Below are 16,716 nucleotides of genomic sequence, written 5' to 3' on the forward strand. Positions count from 1 at the left end.
GCAAAAGCGCGCTTGACTGCGAGACCCACACGTCGAGCAGGTACGAAAGTAGGTCTTAGTGATCCGGTGGTTCTGTATGGAAGGGCCATCGCTCAACGGATAAAAGGTACTCCGGGGATAACAGGCTGATACCGCCCAAGAGTTCATATCGACGGCGGTGTTTGGCACCTCGATGTCGGCTCATCACATCCTGGGGCTGAAGCCGGTCCCAAGGGTATGGCTGTTCGCCATTTAAAGTGGTACGCGAGCTGGGTTTAGAACGTCGTGAGACAGTTCGGTCCCTATCTGCCGTGGACGTTTGAGATTTGAGAGGGGCTGCTCCTAGTACGAGAGGACCGGAGTGGACGAACCTCTGGTGTTCCGGTTGTCACGCCAGTGGCACTGCCGGGTAGCTATGTTCGGAAGAGATAACCGCTGAAAGCATCTAAGCGGGAAACTCGCCTCAAGATGAGATCTCACTGGGATCTTGAATCCCCTAAAGGGCCGTCGAAGACTACGACGTTGATAGGTGGGGTGTGTAAGCGCTGTGAGGCGTTGAGCTAACCCATACTAATTGCCCGTGAGGCTTGACCATATAACACCCAAGCCATCTGCACCGCAGTGGCGGTGTGTGAAGACGCAACAGCCGAAAGCTGGAAAACAAACTGCCGCTTGTTTCACAACCGAATTTGCTGGAACGCCGCAAGGCGCGCCGGCCACCGAATTTCTTGACGACCATAGAGTGTTGGAACCACCTGATCCCATCCCGAACTCAGCAGTGAAACGACACATCGCCGATGGTAGTGTGGGGCTTCCCCATGTGAGAGTAGGTCATCGTCAAGATTAAACACCAAAACCCCTGATCGCATTGCGGTCAGGGGTTTTGCTTTTGCGCGCGGAAAAATCTGTACAGCTCGTGGCCCTGCAGGCAGCGGCTTTTAGCCGCGAAGAGGCCGGTCATGCCAGCCAGTACCTGACCTAAACACAATACTGTTCGGTTAAGCGCTTTGCGGCTTTTAGTGGGAGCGAGCTTGCTCGCGAAAAGCTGGCTCAGTCGCTGAGCTTGCTGTGAACGTGACGCCGCCTTCGCGAGCAAGCTCGCTCCCACAGTCTGAACTGATCAGTATTGCGGCTAAAGCTCCCACCGGGCCTTATGCCGCTTCAGCGAACAGTATTGGACCTAAACAGCGCGCAAAAAAAGACCGCCACTTGGGCGGTCTCCATATACACCTGAAGATCAGGCCATTTCTTCGCGTTCCACGTTCTGCTCGGCTTCTTCGCGACGGCGGATGTACTTCCAGTCCGCCTCGTCGATATAGATGCCATTCGGTCCGCTGCCGCCTTCCAGGTCGATGGCGACGTGCGCCGAAACCTGTGGCTTCACGCTGGCCAGGATCGGTACGAAGCCCAGTTGCTGGCTAGTCTCCAGCAGCGCCGACTGGTTCTTCTCGTCGATGTCTGCCGCTTCGTCCAGGTAGTAGGGCAGGCGGATGCGGCTGGCCAGGTCACGGTCCATAAGGTGCAGCAACAGGTACATGTTGGTCAGCGCCTTGATGGTCATGGTCGTGCCGTTGGACGCCGCACCGTCGATGTCGGTGTGGATGACCGGCTGGCCATTGACCTTGGTGATCTCGAACGCCAGCTCGAACAGGTCCTTGAGGCCCAGCTGGTTATGGTTGGCGGCCACCAGGCGAGCCAGGTACTCCTTGGCCTCTTCGTTCTTGTGATCCTGCTCGGCGCTCTGGGTCAGGTCGAAGACCGACAGGGTTTCGCCTTCCTCGTATTGCCCCGCACTGTGGATGATCTGGTCGATGTGCTTGAGCGCTTCCTTGTTGGGCGCCAGCACGATGCGGAAGCTCGCCAGGTTGGACACTTGCCGACGGTTGATCTCGCGGTTGAACAGCGCCAGCTGGTGTTCCAGGCTCTCGTAGTCGCTGCGAATGTTACGCAGGGTACGCGCGATGTCGGTCACTGCGGCACGTCGTGCCTTGCCCAGAGTCAGGGCTTCATCAGTGCGGTGTGCGTAGGCGTTGATCAGCAGTTGCAGGCGACGCTCCACATCCTCTTCACTGTCGAACTTGGCCACGCCCTTGAGGCGCACCTGGGCGTACAGCGCATCGATCTGCCCGTCACAGCGCAGCAGTGCCTGCCAGCTGTCCTGGTAGTCGTTGAGCAAGGGCAGCAGGTTGTCCATGGAGTCGTCGACCTCTTCCATGAACGGCGTGCCCATCGGCAAATCGGCCGGCAACAGCTGGCGACGGCGCAGGGCGTCATCCAGGGTGCGTTGCTTGGCTTCCAGATCGCCGATCTGCCGCGCCACCAGTTGCAGCTTGGCCGACAGTTGCTGGACGCGCTCGGTAAAGGCATCGCTGGAGCGCTTCAGGTCGTCCTGCGCGGCTTCCAGTTGCGCCAGTTCTTCGAGCTTGGCAGGTTCTTCGGCGCTCAGGGTCTGGCTGCGGCGGAAGTCCTCCAGTGCTTTCTGGGCGTCGAGTACCTGCTGATACAGCGCCTCGGTCTGGGTCTTGCTTGCGGTACGGTCGGCGGCTACCGACTGTTGGGTCTTGAGCTGCTTGAGCTCCTTCTCCAGGCGATCTTTCTGGTCACGCAGCGCAGCGCGGTCGGCCAGCGCTTGCAGGGCCGGTGGCTCGATGCTGGACAGGTTGATCGACAGGCCCGGCACCTCGAAGTGCTCGCCCTTGAAACCGTCGAGCACGGCTTCCAGCGATTTCACCCATTTGTCTTCGTCGTCCAGGGTGATGCCCTGTTCGCCCAGCGGCAGGCTGAACAGCGCACCGTTGAACAGACGCATCAGGCGTTCGACATCCGGTTGCGAGAATTCCTCACGCAGGCGGGCATAGCTGTTGTTGTCGGCATGGTCGAGCTGCTGCTTCACCGATTTCAGGCGCTTTTCCAGATCCCGCATGCGTTCGTCGAGATCCTCGGCGCTGAACTGCCGCGATTGCGCCAGCGCACCGGCCAGCTCGTCGTGGGCATCCTTGGCCGCCAGCAGTTGCTGCTCCAGGACCTTGGCGTCCTCGACCAGGGCGAAGCGGTTCTTGAGTACCGCCAGTTCGCCCAGCCAGCGCTGGATGCTGCTGATCTCTCGTTCCAGGCGCATCAGCTCCTGGGTGCTGTTGCGCTGATCGTTCTGCATCGCATCCTGTTGCGCACGGTAATGCTCGGCCTGGATGACCAGCTCTTCCTTGCGTGCGCTGGAGTAGTCCGACCAGGTGCCCAGCAGCGAATCCAGCAGCGGCGACAGGCGATGCAGCTTGCCGCGCAGTACGTCACGCTGACGCACGCCGTTGGCCAGGGCTTCCACCAGCGGGCCGGCCTGCACCAGGGCGTTGTAGTCCTGCTCCATGCGCCGTACGTCGCGGAACGCCTCTTCGCAGGCGGCAATGTAGTCGACGCTGCCGGAACGCAGGCTGTGTTCGAAGGCATCGAGGAACAGCTGCTTGAGCTTGGCGGCGGTGATTTCGCGCATGTGCAGCAGGTTGATGAACAGCGCGCGGAAGGTCTTCAGGCTCTGCTCGCTGGTCGAACGCAGCGGAATCAGGGTCAGGTCCAGCGGCACGGAGGTATGGCCGCCGACCAGCAGCCGCCGCAGTTCATCCGGCTTCAGCTCATAGGCTTTGAGGCCCTGGCTCTCCAGGTTGGCGAACAGCTCTTTCTGACGCAGGCAGGTGTCGTTCTTCTGGTAGTGGGCCAGGTCCAGTTGACCGGCGTAGGCGAAGAACTGGTGACCGAAGCCGCCCCCGGGGCCACGACCGACCACGCCAATGACATGCGGGCCAGGGGGCAGGGCGACTTCCACCAGGATGTAGCTGGTGTCGGAGGCGAAGTAGAAACGCCGCGACTGTTCCAGGCTGTAGCGGCCGAAGCTCATGTCCGACATGCGTGCCAGGATCGGGAACTGCAAGGCGTTGATCGACGCACTCTTGCCCAGGTTGTTGGCGCCATACACCGACAGCGGGTGCTCCAGTGGGAACAGGCCGAGGCTGTAGCCGGCGGTATTGAGCAGCGCGAAACGGCGAATGCCGTAGCGTTCCTGACTCATGCGTTCATCTCCTGTTGTTCTTCGGCGATGGCGCGGGCCAGTGCCTGCTCCTCGGTTTCACCTTCAGCGAATTCGCTCAGGTCCAGCGGGTCGTCGGTGTGCAGCAGTTTTTCGTCGCTGTCGTCGTCGACCAGTTCCGGCGTCGGCAAGGGCAGGTCGCTGTGCAGCGTGGCGGCCAGGTCGCGGTCCTGCTGTACCGACAGGCACACATCGAGGAAGCGGTGCATCGGTGGCAGGAAGCGGTACACGCCCATTTCCTCGCTGGCGAAGCCGAGCTGGGTCATGCGGCGCATGATCTTCTCTTCAAGCTCTTCCTGGGTCTGCACTTCGGCCTGCAGGAACAGGTCGCGGTATTTGTCCAGCAGCGAGGGCAGTTCGTCACGGCCCAGGCTGCCGCCGTCGAGCACGTTCATCGGGTCACGACCCTGGTCGGCCAGGTGCTCCACCAGGATGAAGGTGAACAGCGCCAGGCGCTGCGCGGTCTTGTTGACCTGTGCGGCGGCCTGCTCCGGTACGAAGTAGTAGAAACCACGGGTGTCGCAGACCAGCTCGAAACCCAGCGCCTTGAACAGCGTGCGGTACTGGTCCTGGGCATTGGACAGCTGCGCGTAGAGTTCAGGGTCGCGGCGGCTGATGTGGTAGCCCTTGAACAGCTCACGAAAGATCGGAGCCAGTTGGGACATTTCGGACAGATCAAGATGCATGGGTCACGCTCTCGGAATTCTCGGTAGGCTCGCCCTGGGCATTGAGCAGGGCAAAGGAGCGCAGGCTGACGCGATGCTCCCGGGTGAAATACTCGCGGCGCTCCAGGCGCTGGCGGGCAAAGCGTTTGTCGCGCGACAGACGCGAGAACCAGTACAGCAGTTCGTCGGTAGCCCCTTCGGGCTCCTGCTCCAGCAGCCAGGTCATCAGGTCGGGCATCGGCAGCGCGTCTTCGCAGCGGTCGAGCATTTCCTTGACCGTGCGCGGTGCGCGCGGCGCCTCGCCCTTGCGGGTGCCGCTGGCCTTGGGAAAACGTGCCGGCTTGGGCTCGAAACGCGCCAGGGCATACACATACGCCTCGACCTGGCTGGCACTGCCGAGGAAGGTGCTCTGCGGGCGGGTGAACAGCGGCATGGCCGCTTGCGGCACGGCATCGATGCCCTTGCGGCGAATGGCCGCCAGGGCCAGTGCCGCCCCACGGGTCACGGCGTTGTGCCGACGCGCCTCCTCGCGCAGCGGCAGCAGCAGCTCGCGGGCGTGGCGCAGGGTCAGCTGGGCGCTGGTCTGCATTTCCAGGATGCGCGCGTGGGTGCGCAACAGCATGTCGTCATCGACCAGGTGCCCCAGGCGTTGCTGGTCGCTGAGCAGGCGCAGCAAGACCTTCTCGACCTTGCGCACGCCCTGCTCGAAGGCGCCGTCGGCGGCCACCAGCTGGATCATCGGCTCGACGTATTCATCCCAGGTCGCCAGCACTTCGGCATAGCGCTGGCGCAACGGAATCTGCCGGTCGCTGGTCTTGGCTCGTTCGGCCACGGCCACCAGTGCCTGCTCGTCGTTGCCAAGCTTCTTCAGTACGTCGCGAACCCGCATGTCCAGCAGGCGCAACTGGCGGGCCAGGTCGTTGGCGTCGCGGATGTCGAAGGCATCCTGAATATGCCCGGCCAGTCGCTCCAAGTGGCGCAGGTAGGCTTCGATTTCCAGGCACAGGCCAAGCCGGTGCTCACGGCGCAGGTAGGACATGAAGTCGTGGATCTGCGCATTCAGCTCGAAGCGGTTGGGGCTCTTGGCCACCGGCACGAGGATGTCGAGGCGGATCCAGACGTCCAGCAGGTGGGTGATGTCTTGCGGGGTGCTTTCCTGTTGCTGGCTGGCCAGCTGCTGACGCAATTCGCTCAGGCTCAGGGTGCCCTGGTCGAAGTGCTCGCATAAAGGCTCCAGCAGCGACCAGTGTTCGGCCAGGGCGCGCAGGACTCGCTTGGGTTCGATCATGTAAAGCTCGACCGTTGGCAAATGAAAGGCAGCGATTGTACTGCATCGGCCTGGCAAGATTTCACTTCAAGGGTGCCGCGTTGAGCCTGATTTGCGTGGTGCTGCCACGCACGGATGAACGGTCGCCTGCACACCACTGGCAGTAAAGCCATGCACCCCCTAGAATTGCCCGCCTGACTTATCCACAAGTGGCCGATGTTTTGCTGACCGAGTCCCGTCGCCGCGACTATCTGACCGCCATGCAGGTGGTCAGCTGGCTGCCACGCACCGAATTGCCTTTCGCCGCCCCCTCACGGCCGGAACTGCTGGCGGCCTTGCCCGAGCCGCAGCCCCAGATCGAGAGCGAGCCGCTGGTGCAGGCCCGTGTGCCTGTGCCCGGCGCGGCGCCGCAGGCCCGCCAGCCCGCCGAGCGGCCGCGCATCGAAGTGCCGCGCCCTTCGTCCAGCCCGGCCAGCAAGCCGCCTGTGGCCAACGACGAAGCCGAAGAGCAAGCACCGGCCGCCAAGGCACCGGTGGTGCCGCCACCGCGTTTCGCCCTGCAGTTGCTGCGCGCCGGGCGCTGCCTGGTGCTGGTCGAACTGGCCACCGGGCAGCCGTTCCAGAGCCGCGACCCTTCCTACCTGCTGCTCAAAGACATGCTGCGTGCCGCCGGCCTGCCGGACAGCCCGCAGATCATCGGCGAGCCGGTGCGCTGGCCGCTGCTGGTGCGCGGCCAGATGGACCAGGGACCGGAGGCGGCGCGGGACTTCGTGCAGGGCTTCGTGGCCGCGCGCCTGGAAGAGCAGCCCTGTGCCTGCTTGTGGCTGATCGGCTTGCCGGCGGTGCGTTTTGCCGGAGAAGTGGACGAAGACGCCTATTATCGTGAATTGCAGGTCGATGGCCTGGGATCGGCCTGGGCGCTGCCGGGTCTGGAATTGTTGATGGACGAGCCGCAGCGCAAAGGCGACGTCTGGCAAGCCATGCGCCGTCTGATGGCGCGCTGGAACACGAACGATGAGTGATGCGATCACCTTCCGCCGCATGACCGAGGCGGACCTGGATGCGGTGCTGAAAATCGAATACGCCGCCTTCAGCCACCCCTGGACCCGCGGCATCTTCCTCGATGCCCTGAAGTCCTATGAAGTGTGGCTGATGTTCGAGGGGGCACAGCAGGTCGGCCATGGGGTTATCCAGGTCATCATCGATGAGGCGCACCTGCTGAACATTACCGTCAAGCCGGAGAGTCAGGGCCGTGGCCTGGGCTACCGATTGCTCGACCACCTGATGAAGCGCGCCTTCGAACTCGATGCCCGTGAATGCTTTCTGGAACTGCGCGACAGCAATCGCCCGGCTTATCGCCTGTACGAGCAGTACGGCTTCAACGAGATTGGCCGTCGGCGTGATTACTACCCGTCCGCCGACGGCCGCGAAGACGCCGTGGTCATGGCCTGTACGCTACTGGAGTAGCTACTCGGGCTTGCCATCCAACGGGTCGAGGTGGGCCAGTTCTTCCTCGTCCAGCCCGTGACCGGCACCAATGTCAGCCTGGTCGGTCAGGCTCAGGTCCTTGTCCGCCGGGTGATCGGCACCGGCTTCCGAAGGTGACCGTGCGCCGTCCTGGCGGATCAGCACTTCCGGGTCCAGGTCATCGTCGGTAGGGTGGTGGTCCGGCGTGGAGGCTCCGGTCATGCCCGCTTCGCGAACCCGGCGATCTGGCAGTTCATGCTCAAGTTCCCGCTCCGGCAGCTCGTCACCGATGCGTGCGGTGGACTCGTCGTCGAAGTCCAGTTCCTCCATTGAGCCCATGCGGTCCTGAGTGTCGTCGATGGGCTCTGGCTGCTGGGCGTCGAACGGTCTGCGTGGCTCGTTCATGGCTCAATCCTTTCATTCTGAATGTGTAAGGGTGGACCGGCCTGGTCAGTGAAGATTCCTTCGAAGCGACGGCTGTCGTGACTTGACAGGCCAATGGCCAGTCATACCTGTGACCAACTCTGAGGTGACCCCCCGTGAAGGCATTACAGGAACTGATCGACAACAACGCGCGCTGGGCAGAAGCCATCAAGCAGGAAGACCCGGACTTCTTCGCCAAGCTGGCGCGCCAGCAGACCCCTGAATATCTATGGATAGGTTGCTCGGATGCGCGGGTGCCGGCCAACGAGATCGTCGGCATGCTGCCGGGCGATCTGTTCGTGCACCGCAACGTGGCCAACGTGGTCCTGCACACCGACCTGAACTGCCTGTCGGTGATTCAGTACGCGGTCGATGTGCTCAAGGTGAAACACATCCTGGTCACCGGCCACTACGGTTGCGGTGGCGTGCGCGCCTCCATGCAGGACCAGCAGTACGGCTTGATCGACGGCTGGTTGCGCAGCATTCGGGACCTTTACTACGAGCATCGCGAAGCCCTGGCCAAGCTGCCCACCGAGGAAGCGCGTGTCGACCGTATGTGTGAGTTGAACGTGATCCAGCAGGTGGCCAACGTCAGCCACACCACCATCGTGCAGAACGCCTGGCACCGCGGCCAGAGCCTGTCGGTGCATGGCTGCATCTACGGCATCAAGGATGGTCGCTGGAAGAGCCTGGACACCACCATCAGCGGCCTGGACCAGTTGCCGCCGCAATACCGTCTGCGCCCGCTCTGAGGGCAATACCGTTCGGTTAAGTGGCATGGGGTCGGGCAGGAGCGGTTTTAGCCGCGAGAGCGCCAGGAAATTCACTGCATTTGTTGTGAACAAGCGGTCGCTTCGCGGCTGAAGCTGCTCTTACCCGGTCTGGCCGAACAATATTGGCTTTAGCCGCGAAAGCGCCACCGTCTCGCGGCTGAAGCTGTTTACAGCACGAAGCGCCTCACCATGCTGTTGAGGTCGTTGGCCAGCAGCGAGAGTTCGTTGCTGGCCATGCTGGCCTGCTGCGCGCCCGAGGCGGTCTGGGTCGACAGGTCGCGGATGCTGTTGAGGTTGCGGTCCACTTCGTGGGCGACCTGGGCCTGTTGCTCGGCAGCGCTGGCGATCTGCAGGTTGCGCCCGTTGATGGTGGTGGTCGAGCTGATGATCATCGTCAGCGCCTCGCCGGTGGCCGCTGCCTGTTCCAGGGTCTGGCTGGCCTGGCTGGCGGTGTGGCGTAGCGACTGGGCCGTCTGCTGGGTGCTCTTCTGCACGCCGGTGATCAGCTCTTCGATCTCGCTGGTCGAGTCGCTGGTGCGTTGCGCCAGCGAACGTACCTCATCGGCGACCACGGCAAATCCGCGTCCTGCCTCGCCGGCACGTGCCGCCTCGATGGCCGCATTGAGCGCCAGGAGGTTGGTCTGGTTGGCAATGGAGCGGATGACGTCGAGGATGCTGTTGATGTTCTGCGTCTGCTCGGCGAGCCCTTCGGCCTGGTGAGAAGAGTCCAGTACGTTGTCGGTGAGGTGCCTGATCGAGCCGATGGTCGCCGAGAGGCGTTCCTGCCCTTGCAGGGCCGCATGGCTGGAGGCCTGCGACTCACTCACGGTGTTGCTGGCATTGCCGGCCACTTCCTCGGCGGCCTGGCTCATCTGGTTGATCGCCACTGCGGCCTGTTCGATCTCGCTGTTCTGCAGCTTGAGGTTGCTGGCACTGGCCTCGGCGATGCTGGTCATTTCCTGCACCGCGTTGGACAACTGCACCGCGGCGGCATGGATCTGATCGATGGTGCCGTGCAGGTTGCCGCGCATGCGTTCCAGCGTCTGCAGCAGCTGTGCCGGTTCATCCTTGCCAGCCGGCACGTCGTGCTCGGTCAGGTCACCCGCGGCGATGGTGTTGGCGATATGCAGGGCGTGGCGCATCGGCTGGATGATGCTCACGCTCAGGCGCCAGGCCAGCAGCAGGCTCAACAGCAGGACCGCGCCGATGGCGCCCAGGGCGATGACGCGGGTCTGGGTGTAGCGCTCGTCAGCGCTCTGCACGGCGGTCGCCGCGCTCTGGCGATTGAGTTCACGCAGCAGTTGCACCTGCATGTCCATCAGGTCGCCCTGAATCGACAGGGTGGTGTTGGCCAGCATCCGCGCCTGGTCGAGGCTGCCTTTTTCGATCAGCGTCATCTGTTCGTGCAGTGCGGGCATGAACGCCTTGTAGGCGTCCTGCAGGGCTTTCACCGAATCGCGCTCGGCTTCGGCGGTGGCGTGGTTGAGGTAGTCGTCAAAGGTCTTGTTGACCTCGTTGCGCAGCTGTTCGACGTTGATCTTGCTGTTGATCACCGCGCTGGGGTCGTCGGCATTGGCGATCAGGCGAACCGACTCGGCGCGCAGCTTGCCCAGGGCGATGGCCAGGGCGTCGGCCATGGCGATGCTCGGCAGCGCCCCTCCTTGAACGGCTTCGCCCTGGTCGCGGATCTGCTGCATCTGCAGCAGGCAGAAGGCTCCCAGTGCCACAGTGAGCAATGAAGAGAAACCCAGGCACAGCACCAGGCGCTGGGTGATCTTGAAACGGCGCAGCATCGTTGTAGGAAATCGACGAAATGCACGAGCCAGGAGTTTTTTCACGGTACACAACCCATATGAACGGACCTGTGGAGGGCTCCGTTTATATGATGTCTATGTGACATATTTGCGGCTAAGCTGTTGTTTGACGTCAAAAAACTGGAGGTTGACCGGAGTTTTCGACGAGCGGTGCAACGTCGATTTCCTCGAGCAGTTCATCAAGGTAGCGCTGCACACGCTGGTGGCGGATGCGGGCCATCTGGCGTCCTGTGGCGGTCTGGAAACCATCGGCCAGGCGCAGCAGCTTGGTCTGGAAGTGGTCGATGGTAAACCGCGTGTCGTTCAGGGGGCGCTGGCGGGCGGTGGGGTCCAGCGGGTCGTACAGGGGGCGCCCCAGGCGCCCCGAGACATGGAACATCCGGGCCACGCCGATCATGCCCAGCGCGTCCAGACGGTCGGCGTCCTGGAGGATGCGCGCCTCCAGGCTGGTGGGCACGACCCCGGCAGAAAAGCTGTGTGCCTCAATGGCGTGGCTCACCTGCGCGATGCGCTGTTCGTCCCAGCCCATTTCCTTCAACAGTTCGCCTGCACGTGCTGCGGCCAGGCGCGAAGCACTGCTGCGGAACGGCGAGTTCTTCTCTACCGCCACACAGTCGTGCAGCAGGGTCGCGGCCACCAGCACCTCGGGATCGCCGCCTTCGCGGTTGCGGATGGCGCAGACGTTCTTCCACACCCGCAGCAAGTGCGACATATCGTGAGCGCCATCGGAGGCGTTGGCGCCAGCGTGCGGCAACAGAAGGCTGGCAAGGTCCTGGAAGGGCTCGAACAGGAAGGCTGGCATCATGGCACTCCTGGAAAGATTGCCCTGCTAGCTTGCCGTCATCATGCCGGTAGCCGCAAGCGCGCGTGGCAGCCAGGCGCTGACGGCCAGGGTAAAAACCCTTTATACTTCGTGGTTTTTCCACCCCTCGATGCGAGAACCTCAGTGAGCTTACCTTCCTGCCCGAAATGCAATTCCGAGTACACCTATGAAGACGGCAGCCTGCTGATCTGCCCGGAATGCGCCCATGAGTGGTCCGCCCAGGGCGAGGTCGGCGACGCCGATGACGTCAAGGTCATCAAGGACGCCACCGGCAATGTGCTGCAGGACGGCGACACGGTCACCGTGATCAAGGACCTCAAGGTCAAGGGCTCGTCGCTGGTGGTCAAGGTCGGCACCAAGGTCAAGAACATCCGCCTGGTAGACGGCGACCACGACATCGACTGCAAGATCGATGGCATCGGCGCCATGAAGCTCAAGTCCGAGTTCGTCAAAAAAGCCTGACTGCCTGCGCCGTGGTGGCCTTCGGACCGCTACGGCGACCTCCTCCTGCAGGTTGTCGTCACCGCCGGGCGGTCGTAGAATCGCCGTCATCGCCTACATACCCACAATAATCCATCCCCATCGCGCTGCGTTCTGGCCTGGCCACGAGCGAGCGTGTTCCTGCGCCGGTATTTCTCCCGCGTGAAGCTCTCCCGGCCTCGCTGCACCAGGCCGCAACGTCCAGGCATTCGACAAGCTTGCCTGTGTGCTACATCCCCGGAGTGAAGTCTCTTGTCGACCCGTCCCCCCAAGGTTGCACCTGCTGGCAGTTGGCTCGGCGTCATCGCCCTGGCCCTGGCCGCTTTCATCTTCAATACCACCGAGTTCGTGCCCATCGGCCTGTTGAGCAACATCGGGCAGAGCTTCGACATGAGCACTGCGCAGGTCGGCCTGATGCTGACGGTCTACGCCTGGGTGGTGTCGCTGATGTCGCTGCCGATGATGCTGCTCACTCGCAACATAGAGCGTCGTCGGCTGCTCATCGGCCTGTTCGTGATCTTCATCCTCAGCCATGTACTCTCGGCGGTGGCCGGCAGTTTCGGCGTGTTGCTGGTCAGCCGAGTGGGGATCGCTTTCGCCCATGCGGTGTTCTGGTCCATCACCGCCTCCCTGGCGGTACGTGTTGCGCCGCCGGGGCGCCAGGTGCAGGCGTTGGGGCTGCTGGCCACCGGCACTTCGCTGGCCATGGTGCTGGGCATTCCGCTGGGGCGCATGCTGGGCGAGGCGCTGGGCTGGCGCACCACCTTCATGAGCATCGCTGCCGTGTCGTGTGTGGCCCTGCTGCTGGTCTGGCGGGTGCTGCCGCTGTTGCCCAGCCAGAACTCCGGCTCGCTGCGCAGCCTGCCGACGCTGTTCAAGCGGCCGCGCCTGGTGGTGCTGTATGGGCTCACGGCCATGGTGGTCACCGCGCATTTCAGTGCCTACACCTATATCGAGCCGTTCGCGCAGACCGTTGCCGGTCTGCCAGGCGAGATGACCACGCTGTTGCTGCTGCTGTTCGGCGGCGCGGGAATCATTGGCTCGCTGGTCTTCAGCCTGTTCAGCAGCCGTTTTCCCAACATCCTGCTGATCGGCACCATCGGCGTGCTGGGCGCATGCCTGTGGCTGCTCTGGCCGTTGGCGGGCAATGCCTACGCGCTCGCCGCCTTGAGCGTGGTGTGGGGCATGACGATGATGTGCTTCGGCCTGGTCCAGCAGTCGCGGGTGCTGACCCTGGCGCCAGACGCGACCGACGTCGCCATGTCGCTGTTCTCCGGCATCTTCAACATCGGCATTGGCGGTGGTGCGCTGCTGGGCAGCCTGGTCAGCAGCCACGCCGATGTTTCCTTCGTGGGCATTGCCGGCGGGACACTGGCCACCGCAGGGCTGCTGCTGTGCGCGGTGGCGACCTGGCGGTTCGCCACGCAGGAGGAAGGGCAGGTGGTGAGGGACAGCTGAGCGGGCCTCAGCCCTTCAGGCGTCCCAGCCATTCCAGCGAGGTCCGCCAGATACAGATGCCCAGGAAATAGGCCGACATCAGCAGCCAGATGCCCAGCAGCACCGGGTTTTCATGCGGGTGCATGAAGATCAGCCCGCCGCTGGAAGCCAGCCAGACAGTGGTCACGGCGATATTGATCGGCATGAAGCGACGTACCCGGAAAGGGTGCAGGAACTTCATGCGGGTCAGGGTAAGCAGCGCCAGGCCGATGATGGTCAGGAAGGTCACCCAAGGGTTGGGGGCGAGGATGAACAGGCACAGCGCGACCACGTTCCAGGCGGCGGGGAAGCCCTGGAAGTAGTTGTCCTTGCTCTTCATGTCGACATTGCAGAAGCAGAACAGCGACGACACCAGGATCAGCGAAACGCTGAGCAGCCGTGTGTAATCCGGCAGCGGGATGTACCAGTAGATGAACAGTGCCGGAATGAACACGTAGGTCAGGTAGTCGATGACCAGGTCCAGGGTCGAACCATCGAAGTGCGGCAGCACCGAACTGGTGTTGAGTTTGCGGGCCAGCGAGCCGTCCACGCCATCGACGATCAGCGCCACGCCCAGCCACAGCAGACAGGCCTTGGGTTGGCTTTCGAACAGAGCGATGGTGGCCAGGAAGGCCAGGACGACGCCAGTGGCGGTGAAGCCGTGGGCGCCCCAGGCGTTGAGCCGGGCGATGCGCGGATTGGATATCACGTGCTGTTCTCCAGAAACCGTGCCAGGCAACGCCTGGCCATTCAGCTGTTATCGACCGGTGAAAGCGCCATAAGGTTCAGCGCTGGCTTTGGCCGGGTTGGTCGAACCATTGGCGATCCCTTGCATGCCGGTCTTCACCGGGGTCCACGAAACAGGTCGGCGGTGCACCGTTGGCGTTGAGCTGGCTGATGCGCAGCGGCTGGCCCTGCTCATTGAACAGGACCTGACCGATGCCGGCCGAATTCCATAGCCGCTCGCCGGCCTGGCTGTGCTCGGGCGTGCGCGGGATGACTTTCATCCGGCGCCGCTTGGTGAACCAGTTCAGCGGAGAACGGGGTGAGTATAGCCAGCGGTTGAGGCGGTCGAAGACCTCCAGTAGACGCCGGGGAAACTCGTTCTTGATGCCACTGCTGGTGACCTGCCAGATGCGCGGGCCGCCCTTGCGATGGCGAATGAGGATTTCATAGACGAACGAATAATGCACGTCGCCCGAAAGAATCACGTAGTTCCCCGGTGTTCGCGAGTGGCGAAAGATGTTGAGGATCACCTGCGCCGCGCCGCGATGCGCCATCCAGTTTTCGGCATCCACCAGCAGCGGGTAGCCGCACCAGCTGAACACCCGCTGGATCGCCTCGATCAACTTGACGCCGAATACCGGTGCCGGCGAGACGATGATCGCGCTCTTGTGGTCGAGCAGTTCCTGCTGCAGTTCGCACAGCGCCTCCCAGTCCAGCAGGCCGGAGGGCTGTGCCAGGTTCGACTCGCTGCGCCAGCGCCGCGTACGAGTGTCGAGCACCACCAGCGCCGGCTGGGTGGGCAGCACGTAGTGCCACTGTTCGAAGCGCAACAGGCTGTCGATCAGGGCGTTTTGCGGCTGGCTGTCGAGCAGTCCATCGTTGGCCATGGCCCGGCGAGTCAGGGCGTCGGTCTGGGCGATCAGTTCGCCGAACGCATCGGGATTGTTGCCCCAGCCCTGGCACAACAGGTAGCCGATCAGGGCGTTGCCGATGATGCGTCGGGAAAACGGGTGTCCGTACGCGGTCTCCTCCCAGCTGGCCGAGAGGTTCCAGTCGTCGGTCACATCGTGATCGTCGAAGATCATCAGGCAGGGCAGGTGGGCCATGACCCGCGCCACGTCGCCAAGTCCCTGGCGGAAACCTTCCAGGTGCCTCCGTTCGCTGGCGTAGCGTTCGCGCTGCTTGTCGTCGAGGGCGGGTGGCTGGGTGTCGACCAGGGTCCAGGGCTCCGGCGACCAGGCCAGCAGGTACATGGCCATGATTTCGCCCAGGGTCACCAGGTGATTGTCTGCACTGCTGCTGGTGAACACCGGTTTGCGCACGCCGCCGAAGAAGCGCTCACGCAGTGTTTCGTTGCTTTGCAGGGCTGGCAGCAGCTCGGCGCGGCGATAGTAGCTGGCCGGGTGTCGGTAGAGGCTGGCGCTGTCATCCACCACCGCACCGTCGAGCTGTTCGTCGAACAGACCCAGGCGTTCGATCAGCGCATGAATGGCTCGCAGCATGGGGCCTGCAACGTCGTCGGCGTAGATCTGGTCGCCGCTCATCATCAGCAGTGCCGGGCGGGCAGTCGCTTCGTGCTTTTCGGCCAGCAGGCGGTCAGCACATAACAGGCCGTCGGCCGCCGGATGATGGGGTTTGCGGCACGAGCCATGCAGCAGGTGGTCGACCCGGCGACGAATCACGAAGCTGGGCGACGCCGCGCCAGGGTAGAGCAGATGCGGCGCCCACTCGGCCATCGGCGAGCGGGCCGGGCCGATCAGCAGGTCGTAGTCGATCAGCGAGTCGTACGGCAGGGGCGTGTCCAGGCGCAGGTCGACCAGGTGCACGAAGGCATGGCGGCCGACGGCGATCACCTGGCAGCTGCGCTCATCGAGGCGATGCTCGCGGGGTTGTGCGGGCGCCGTGCTGTCGCCGAGGCTCAGGCGCAAGGTCAGGTCCAGCGGGCGGCTGGCGGTCAGCCACAGCACCAGGCGGGTGCTTTCCTGGCGGCGCAGGATGGGGCCGGCCAGGACAGGGGGCAATGCTGAAGAACGCGTACAGGGTGAGGCAGACATCCGCTTGAATGGCTCTGGAAAACACAGCCGGATGTTAACGCTTGCGGTGTGAAAATTTCCTCGTCGTGTCCGGCTGCTGCAAATGAGCGCAGCCCGCAGTACGAAAACGCTGAAACGGCGCTAAAGCGCAGTGAAGTCTGCCGATAAGACTTAATAGTTATTCCACTTCCTCTTGTCGCCCTCCGTCGACAATCCTGAAAGGTGCTCGCATGAACTGGTTCTATAACGCTCGGCTGTCGACCAAGCTCCTGCTGTCTTTCGCGCTTTGCGCCGTCATCACCTTGATCGTCGGGCTGATTGGCGCCCGTGGCGTCGGCGAGCTATCGGCCAGCCTGCGATCGGTGTTCTCCAATAACCTGGTGTCGGTGTCCAAGACTGCCGAGGCCAAGACCGCCACCGTGGCGCAAAGCCGCGAGCTTTACCGGCTGGTCTCGGCAGTGGCCAGCAACGCGCCGCAGAACGTCCGGGACGAGGTCGTGGCGAACATCCGCAACAACCGCGCCAATGCCGAGAAAGCCTACGCCGTGTATCGGGCGACGCCGCTGGAAGATGACGAGCGCGCGGCAGGCGACAAGATGGACGTCGACTGGCCGGCCTATCAGGCCCAGGTCGACCGTGCCATCGGTCTTCTGGCCAACGGCGATATCGACAATGCCCGAAAACTGATCGCCGGTGACGTGCACAGTGGTTA

Annotated in this window: 13 protein-coding genes, 2 rRNA genes and 2 pseudogenes (1 of these 17 running past the window's edge); 8 read left to right on the forward strand and 9 right to left on the reverse strand. The window is 63.1% G+C overall.

Features of this window, described 5'->3' with window-relative positions:
• Positions 1 to 574 (forward strand): 23S ribosomal RNA (locus RRX38_RS20235); it begins 2,317 nt to the left of the window's first position.
• Positions 575 to 706: 132 nt separating this feature from the next.
• Positions 707 to 822: ribosomal RNA gene (gene rrf, locus RRX38_RS20240) — 5S ribosomal RNA — on the forward strand.
• Between the two features lie 394 nt (positions 823 to 1,216).
• On the opposite strand, the gene mksF is transcribed toward rrf, so the two are convergent.
• The 3 genes from mksF to mksB are packed head-to-tail and all read right to left on the reverse strand — an operon-like array spanning position 1,217 to position 6,010.
• Positions 1,217 to 4,039: an Mks condensin complex protein MksF gene (mksF, locus tag RRX38_RS20245; RefSeq protein WP_315960430.1), complete on the reverse strand. Its 2,823-nt coding sequence runs from the start codon at positions 4,037 to 4,039 to the stop codon at positions 1,217 to 1,219.
• A complete protein-coding gene (gene mksE, locus RRX38_RS20250) occupies positions 4,036 to 4,743 on the reverse strand; it encodes an Mks condensin complex protein MksE (protein WP_295478980.1) in 708 nt (235 codons plus the stop codon). The genes mksF and mksE overlap by 4 nt, the downstream gene beginning before the upstream one ends.
• The gene (mksB, locus tag RRX38_RS20255) at positions 4,733 to 6,010 is read right to left on the reverse strand and encodes an Mks condensin complex protein MksB (protein WP_315960431.1); all 1,278 of its coding nucleotides are present in this window, start codon (positions 6,008 to 6,010) and stop codon (positions 4,733 to 4,735) included. Before mksB ends, mksE begins: the two co-directional genes overlap by 11 nt.
• Positions 6,011 to 6,210: 200 nt before the next feature.
• Here mksB and RRX38_RS20260 point away from each other — a divergent pair, with 200 nt between their 5' ends.
• Positions 6,211 to 7,011, forward strand: a complete 801-nt coding sequence (locus RRX38_RS20260) for an energy transducer TonB (RefSeq protein ID WP_315960432.1) — start codon at positions 6,211 to 6,213, stop codon at positions 7,009 to 7,011.
• Complete coding sequence (rimI, locus tag RRX38_RS20265) at positions 7,004 to 7,456, forward strand: ribosomal protein S18-alanine N-acetyltransferase (RefSeq protein WP_315960433.1); 453 nt, start codon at positions 7,004 to 7,006, stop codon at positions 7,454 to 7,456. The genes RRX38_RS20260 and rimI overlap by 8 nt, the downstream gene beginning before the upstream one ends.
• Here rimI and RRX38_RS20270 read toward each other — a convergent pair whose 3' ends face one another.
• Positions 7,457 to 7,861 (reverse strand): serine kinase/phosphatase, encoded by a 405-nt coding sequence (locus RRX38_RS20270; RefSeq protein ID WP_315960434.1) that lies wholly within the window; start codon positions 7,859 to 7,861, stop codon positions 7,457 to 7,459.
• Between the two features lie 134 nt (positions 7,862 to 7,995).
• On the opposite strand from RRX38_RS20270, the gene can reads away from it, so the two are divergent.
• Positions 7,996 to 8,631, forward strand: coding sequence for a carbonate dehydratase (gene can, locus RRX38_RS20275; protein ID WP_315960435.1), 636 nt, complete (start codon positions 7,996 to 7,998; stop codon positions 8,629 to 8,631).
• Between the two features lie 188 nt (positions 8,632 to 8,819).
• Here can and RRX38_RS25115 read toward each other — a convergent pair whose 3' ends face one another.
• The 3 genes and pseudogenes from RRX38_RS25115 to RRX38_RS20285 all read right to left on the reverse strand — a co-directional run bounded on the left by RRX38_RS25115 (position 8,820) and on the right by RRX38_RS20285 (position 11,268).
• Complete coding sequence (locus RRX38_RS25115; protein WP_410524921.1) at positions 8,820 to 9,683, reverse strand: methyl-accepting chemotaxis protein; 864 nt, start codon at positions 9,681 to 9,683, stop codon at positions 8,820 to 8,822.
• Positions 9,678 to 10,445: pseudogene (locus tag RRX38_RS25120) on the reverse strand (MCP four helix bundle domain-containing protein); the annotation flags it as partial. The pseudogene RRX38_RS25120 and the gene RRX38_RS25115, both read right to left, overlap by 6 nt.
• Before the next feature lie 133 nt (positions 10,446 to 10,578).
• On the reverse strand, positions 10,579 to 11,268 hold the full coding sequence (locus RRX38_RS20285) for an HD domain-containing protein (RefSeq protein WP_315960437.1): 690 nt from the start codon (positions 11,266 to 11,268) through the stop codon (positions 10,579 to 10,581).
• 144 nt (positions 11,269 to 11,412) lie between these two features.
• Between RRX38_RS20285 and RRX38_RS20290 the strand changes: the two genes are divergently transcribed.
• A complete protein-coding gene (locus RRX38_RS20290; RefSeq protein WP_295479002.1) occupies positions 11,413 to 11,751 on the forward strand; it encodes a zinc ribbon domain-containing protein YjdM in 339 nt (112 codons plus the stop codon).
• 270 nt (positions 11,752 to 12,021) lie between these two features.
• Positions 12,022 to 13,227 carry a sugar transporter gene (locus RRX38_RS20295; RefSeq protein WP_315960438.1) on the forward strand — a complete coding sequence of 402 codons (1,206 nt, stop codon included), beginning with the start codon at positions 12,022 to 12,024 and terminating at the stop codon, positions 13,225 to 13,227.
• A gap of 7 nt (positions 13,228 to 13,234) precedes the next feature.
• Here the strand turns inward: RRX38_RS20295 and pcsA are convergent, their stop codons facing one another.
• Both pcsA and RRX38_RS20305 read right to left on the reverse strand, forming a co-directional pair.
• A complete protein-coding gene (gene pcsA / locus RRX38_RS20300) occupies positions 13,235 to 13,954 on the reverse strand; it encodes a phosphatidylcholine synthase (RefSeq protein ID WP_315960439.1) in 720 nt (239 codons plus the stop codon).
• Between the two features lie 76 nt (positions 13,955 to 14,030).
• Positions 14,031 to 16,025 carry an alkaline phosphatase D family protein gene (locus RRX38_RS20305; protein ID WP_315960440.1) on the reverse strand — a complete coding sequence of 665 codons (1,995 nt, stop codon included), beginning with the start codon at positions 16,023 to 16,025 and terminating at the stop codon, positions 14,031 to 14,033.
• Positions 16,026 to 16,234: 209 nt separating this feature from the next.
• Here RRX38_RS20305 and RRX38_RS25125 point away from each other — a divergent pair.
• A pseudogene (locus RRX38_RS25125) lies at positions 16,235 to 16,708 on the forward strand (MCP four helix bundle domain-containing protein); the annotation flags it as partial.
• Between the last annotated feature and the right edge of the window lie 8 nt (positions 16,709 to 16,716).

This window comes from Pseudomonas sp. DTU_2021_1001937_2_SI_NGA_ILE_001 (assembly GCF_032463525.1).
GTDB lineage: Bacteria > Pseudomonadota > Gammaproteobacteria > Pseudomonadales > Pseudomonadaceae > Aquipseudomonas.

Coding starts and splice junctions, on each gene's coding strand:
- mksF (WP_315960430.1), bottom strand. CDS start 4,039: ATGAGTCAGGAACGCTACGGCATTCGCCGTTTCGCGCTGCTCAATACC.
- RRX38_RS20285 (WP_315960437.1), bottom strand. CDS start 11,268: ATGCCAGCCTTCCTGTTCGAGCCCTTCCAGGACCTTGCCAGCCTTCTG.
- rimI (WP_315960433.1), top strand. CDS start 7,004: ATGAGTGATGCGATCACCTTCCGCCGCATGACCGAGGCGGACCTGGAT.
- mksE (WP_295478980.1), bottom strand. CDS start 4,743: ATGCATCTTGATCTGTCCGAAATGTCCCAACTGGCTCCGATCTTTCGT.
- mksB (WP_315960431.1), bottom strand. CDS start 6,010: ATGATCGAACCCAAGCGAGTCCTGCGCGCCCTGGCCGAACACTGGTCG.
- RRX38_RS25115 (WP_410524921.1), bottom strand. CDS start 9,683: ATGCGCGGCAACCTGCACGGCACCATCGATCAGATCCATGCCGCCGCG.
- RRX38_RS20270 (WP_315960434.1), bottom strand. CDS start 7,861: ATGAACGAGCCACGCAGACCGTTCGACGCCCAGCAGCCAGAGCCCATC.
- RRX38_RS20305 (WP_315960440.1), bottom strand. CDS start 16,025: ATGTCTGCCTCACCCTGTACGCGTTCTTCAGCATTGCCCCCTGTCCTG.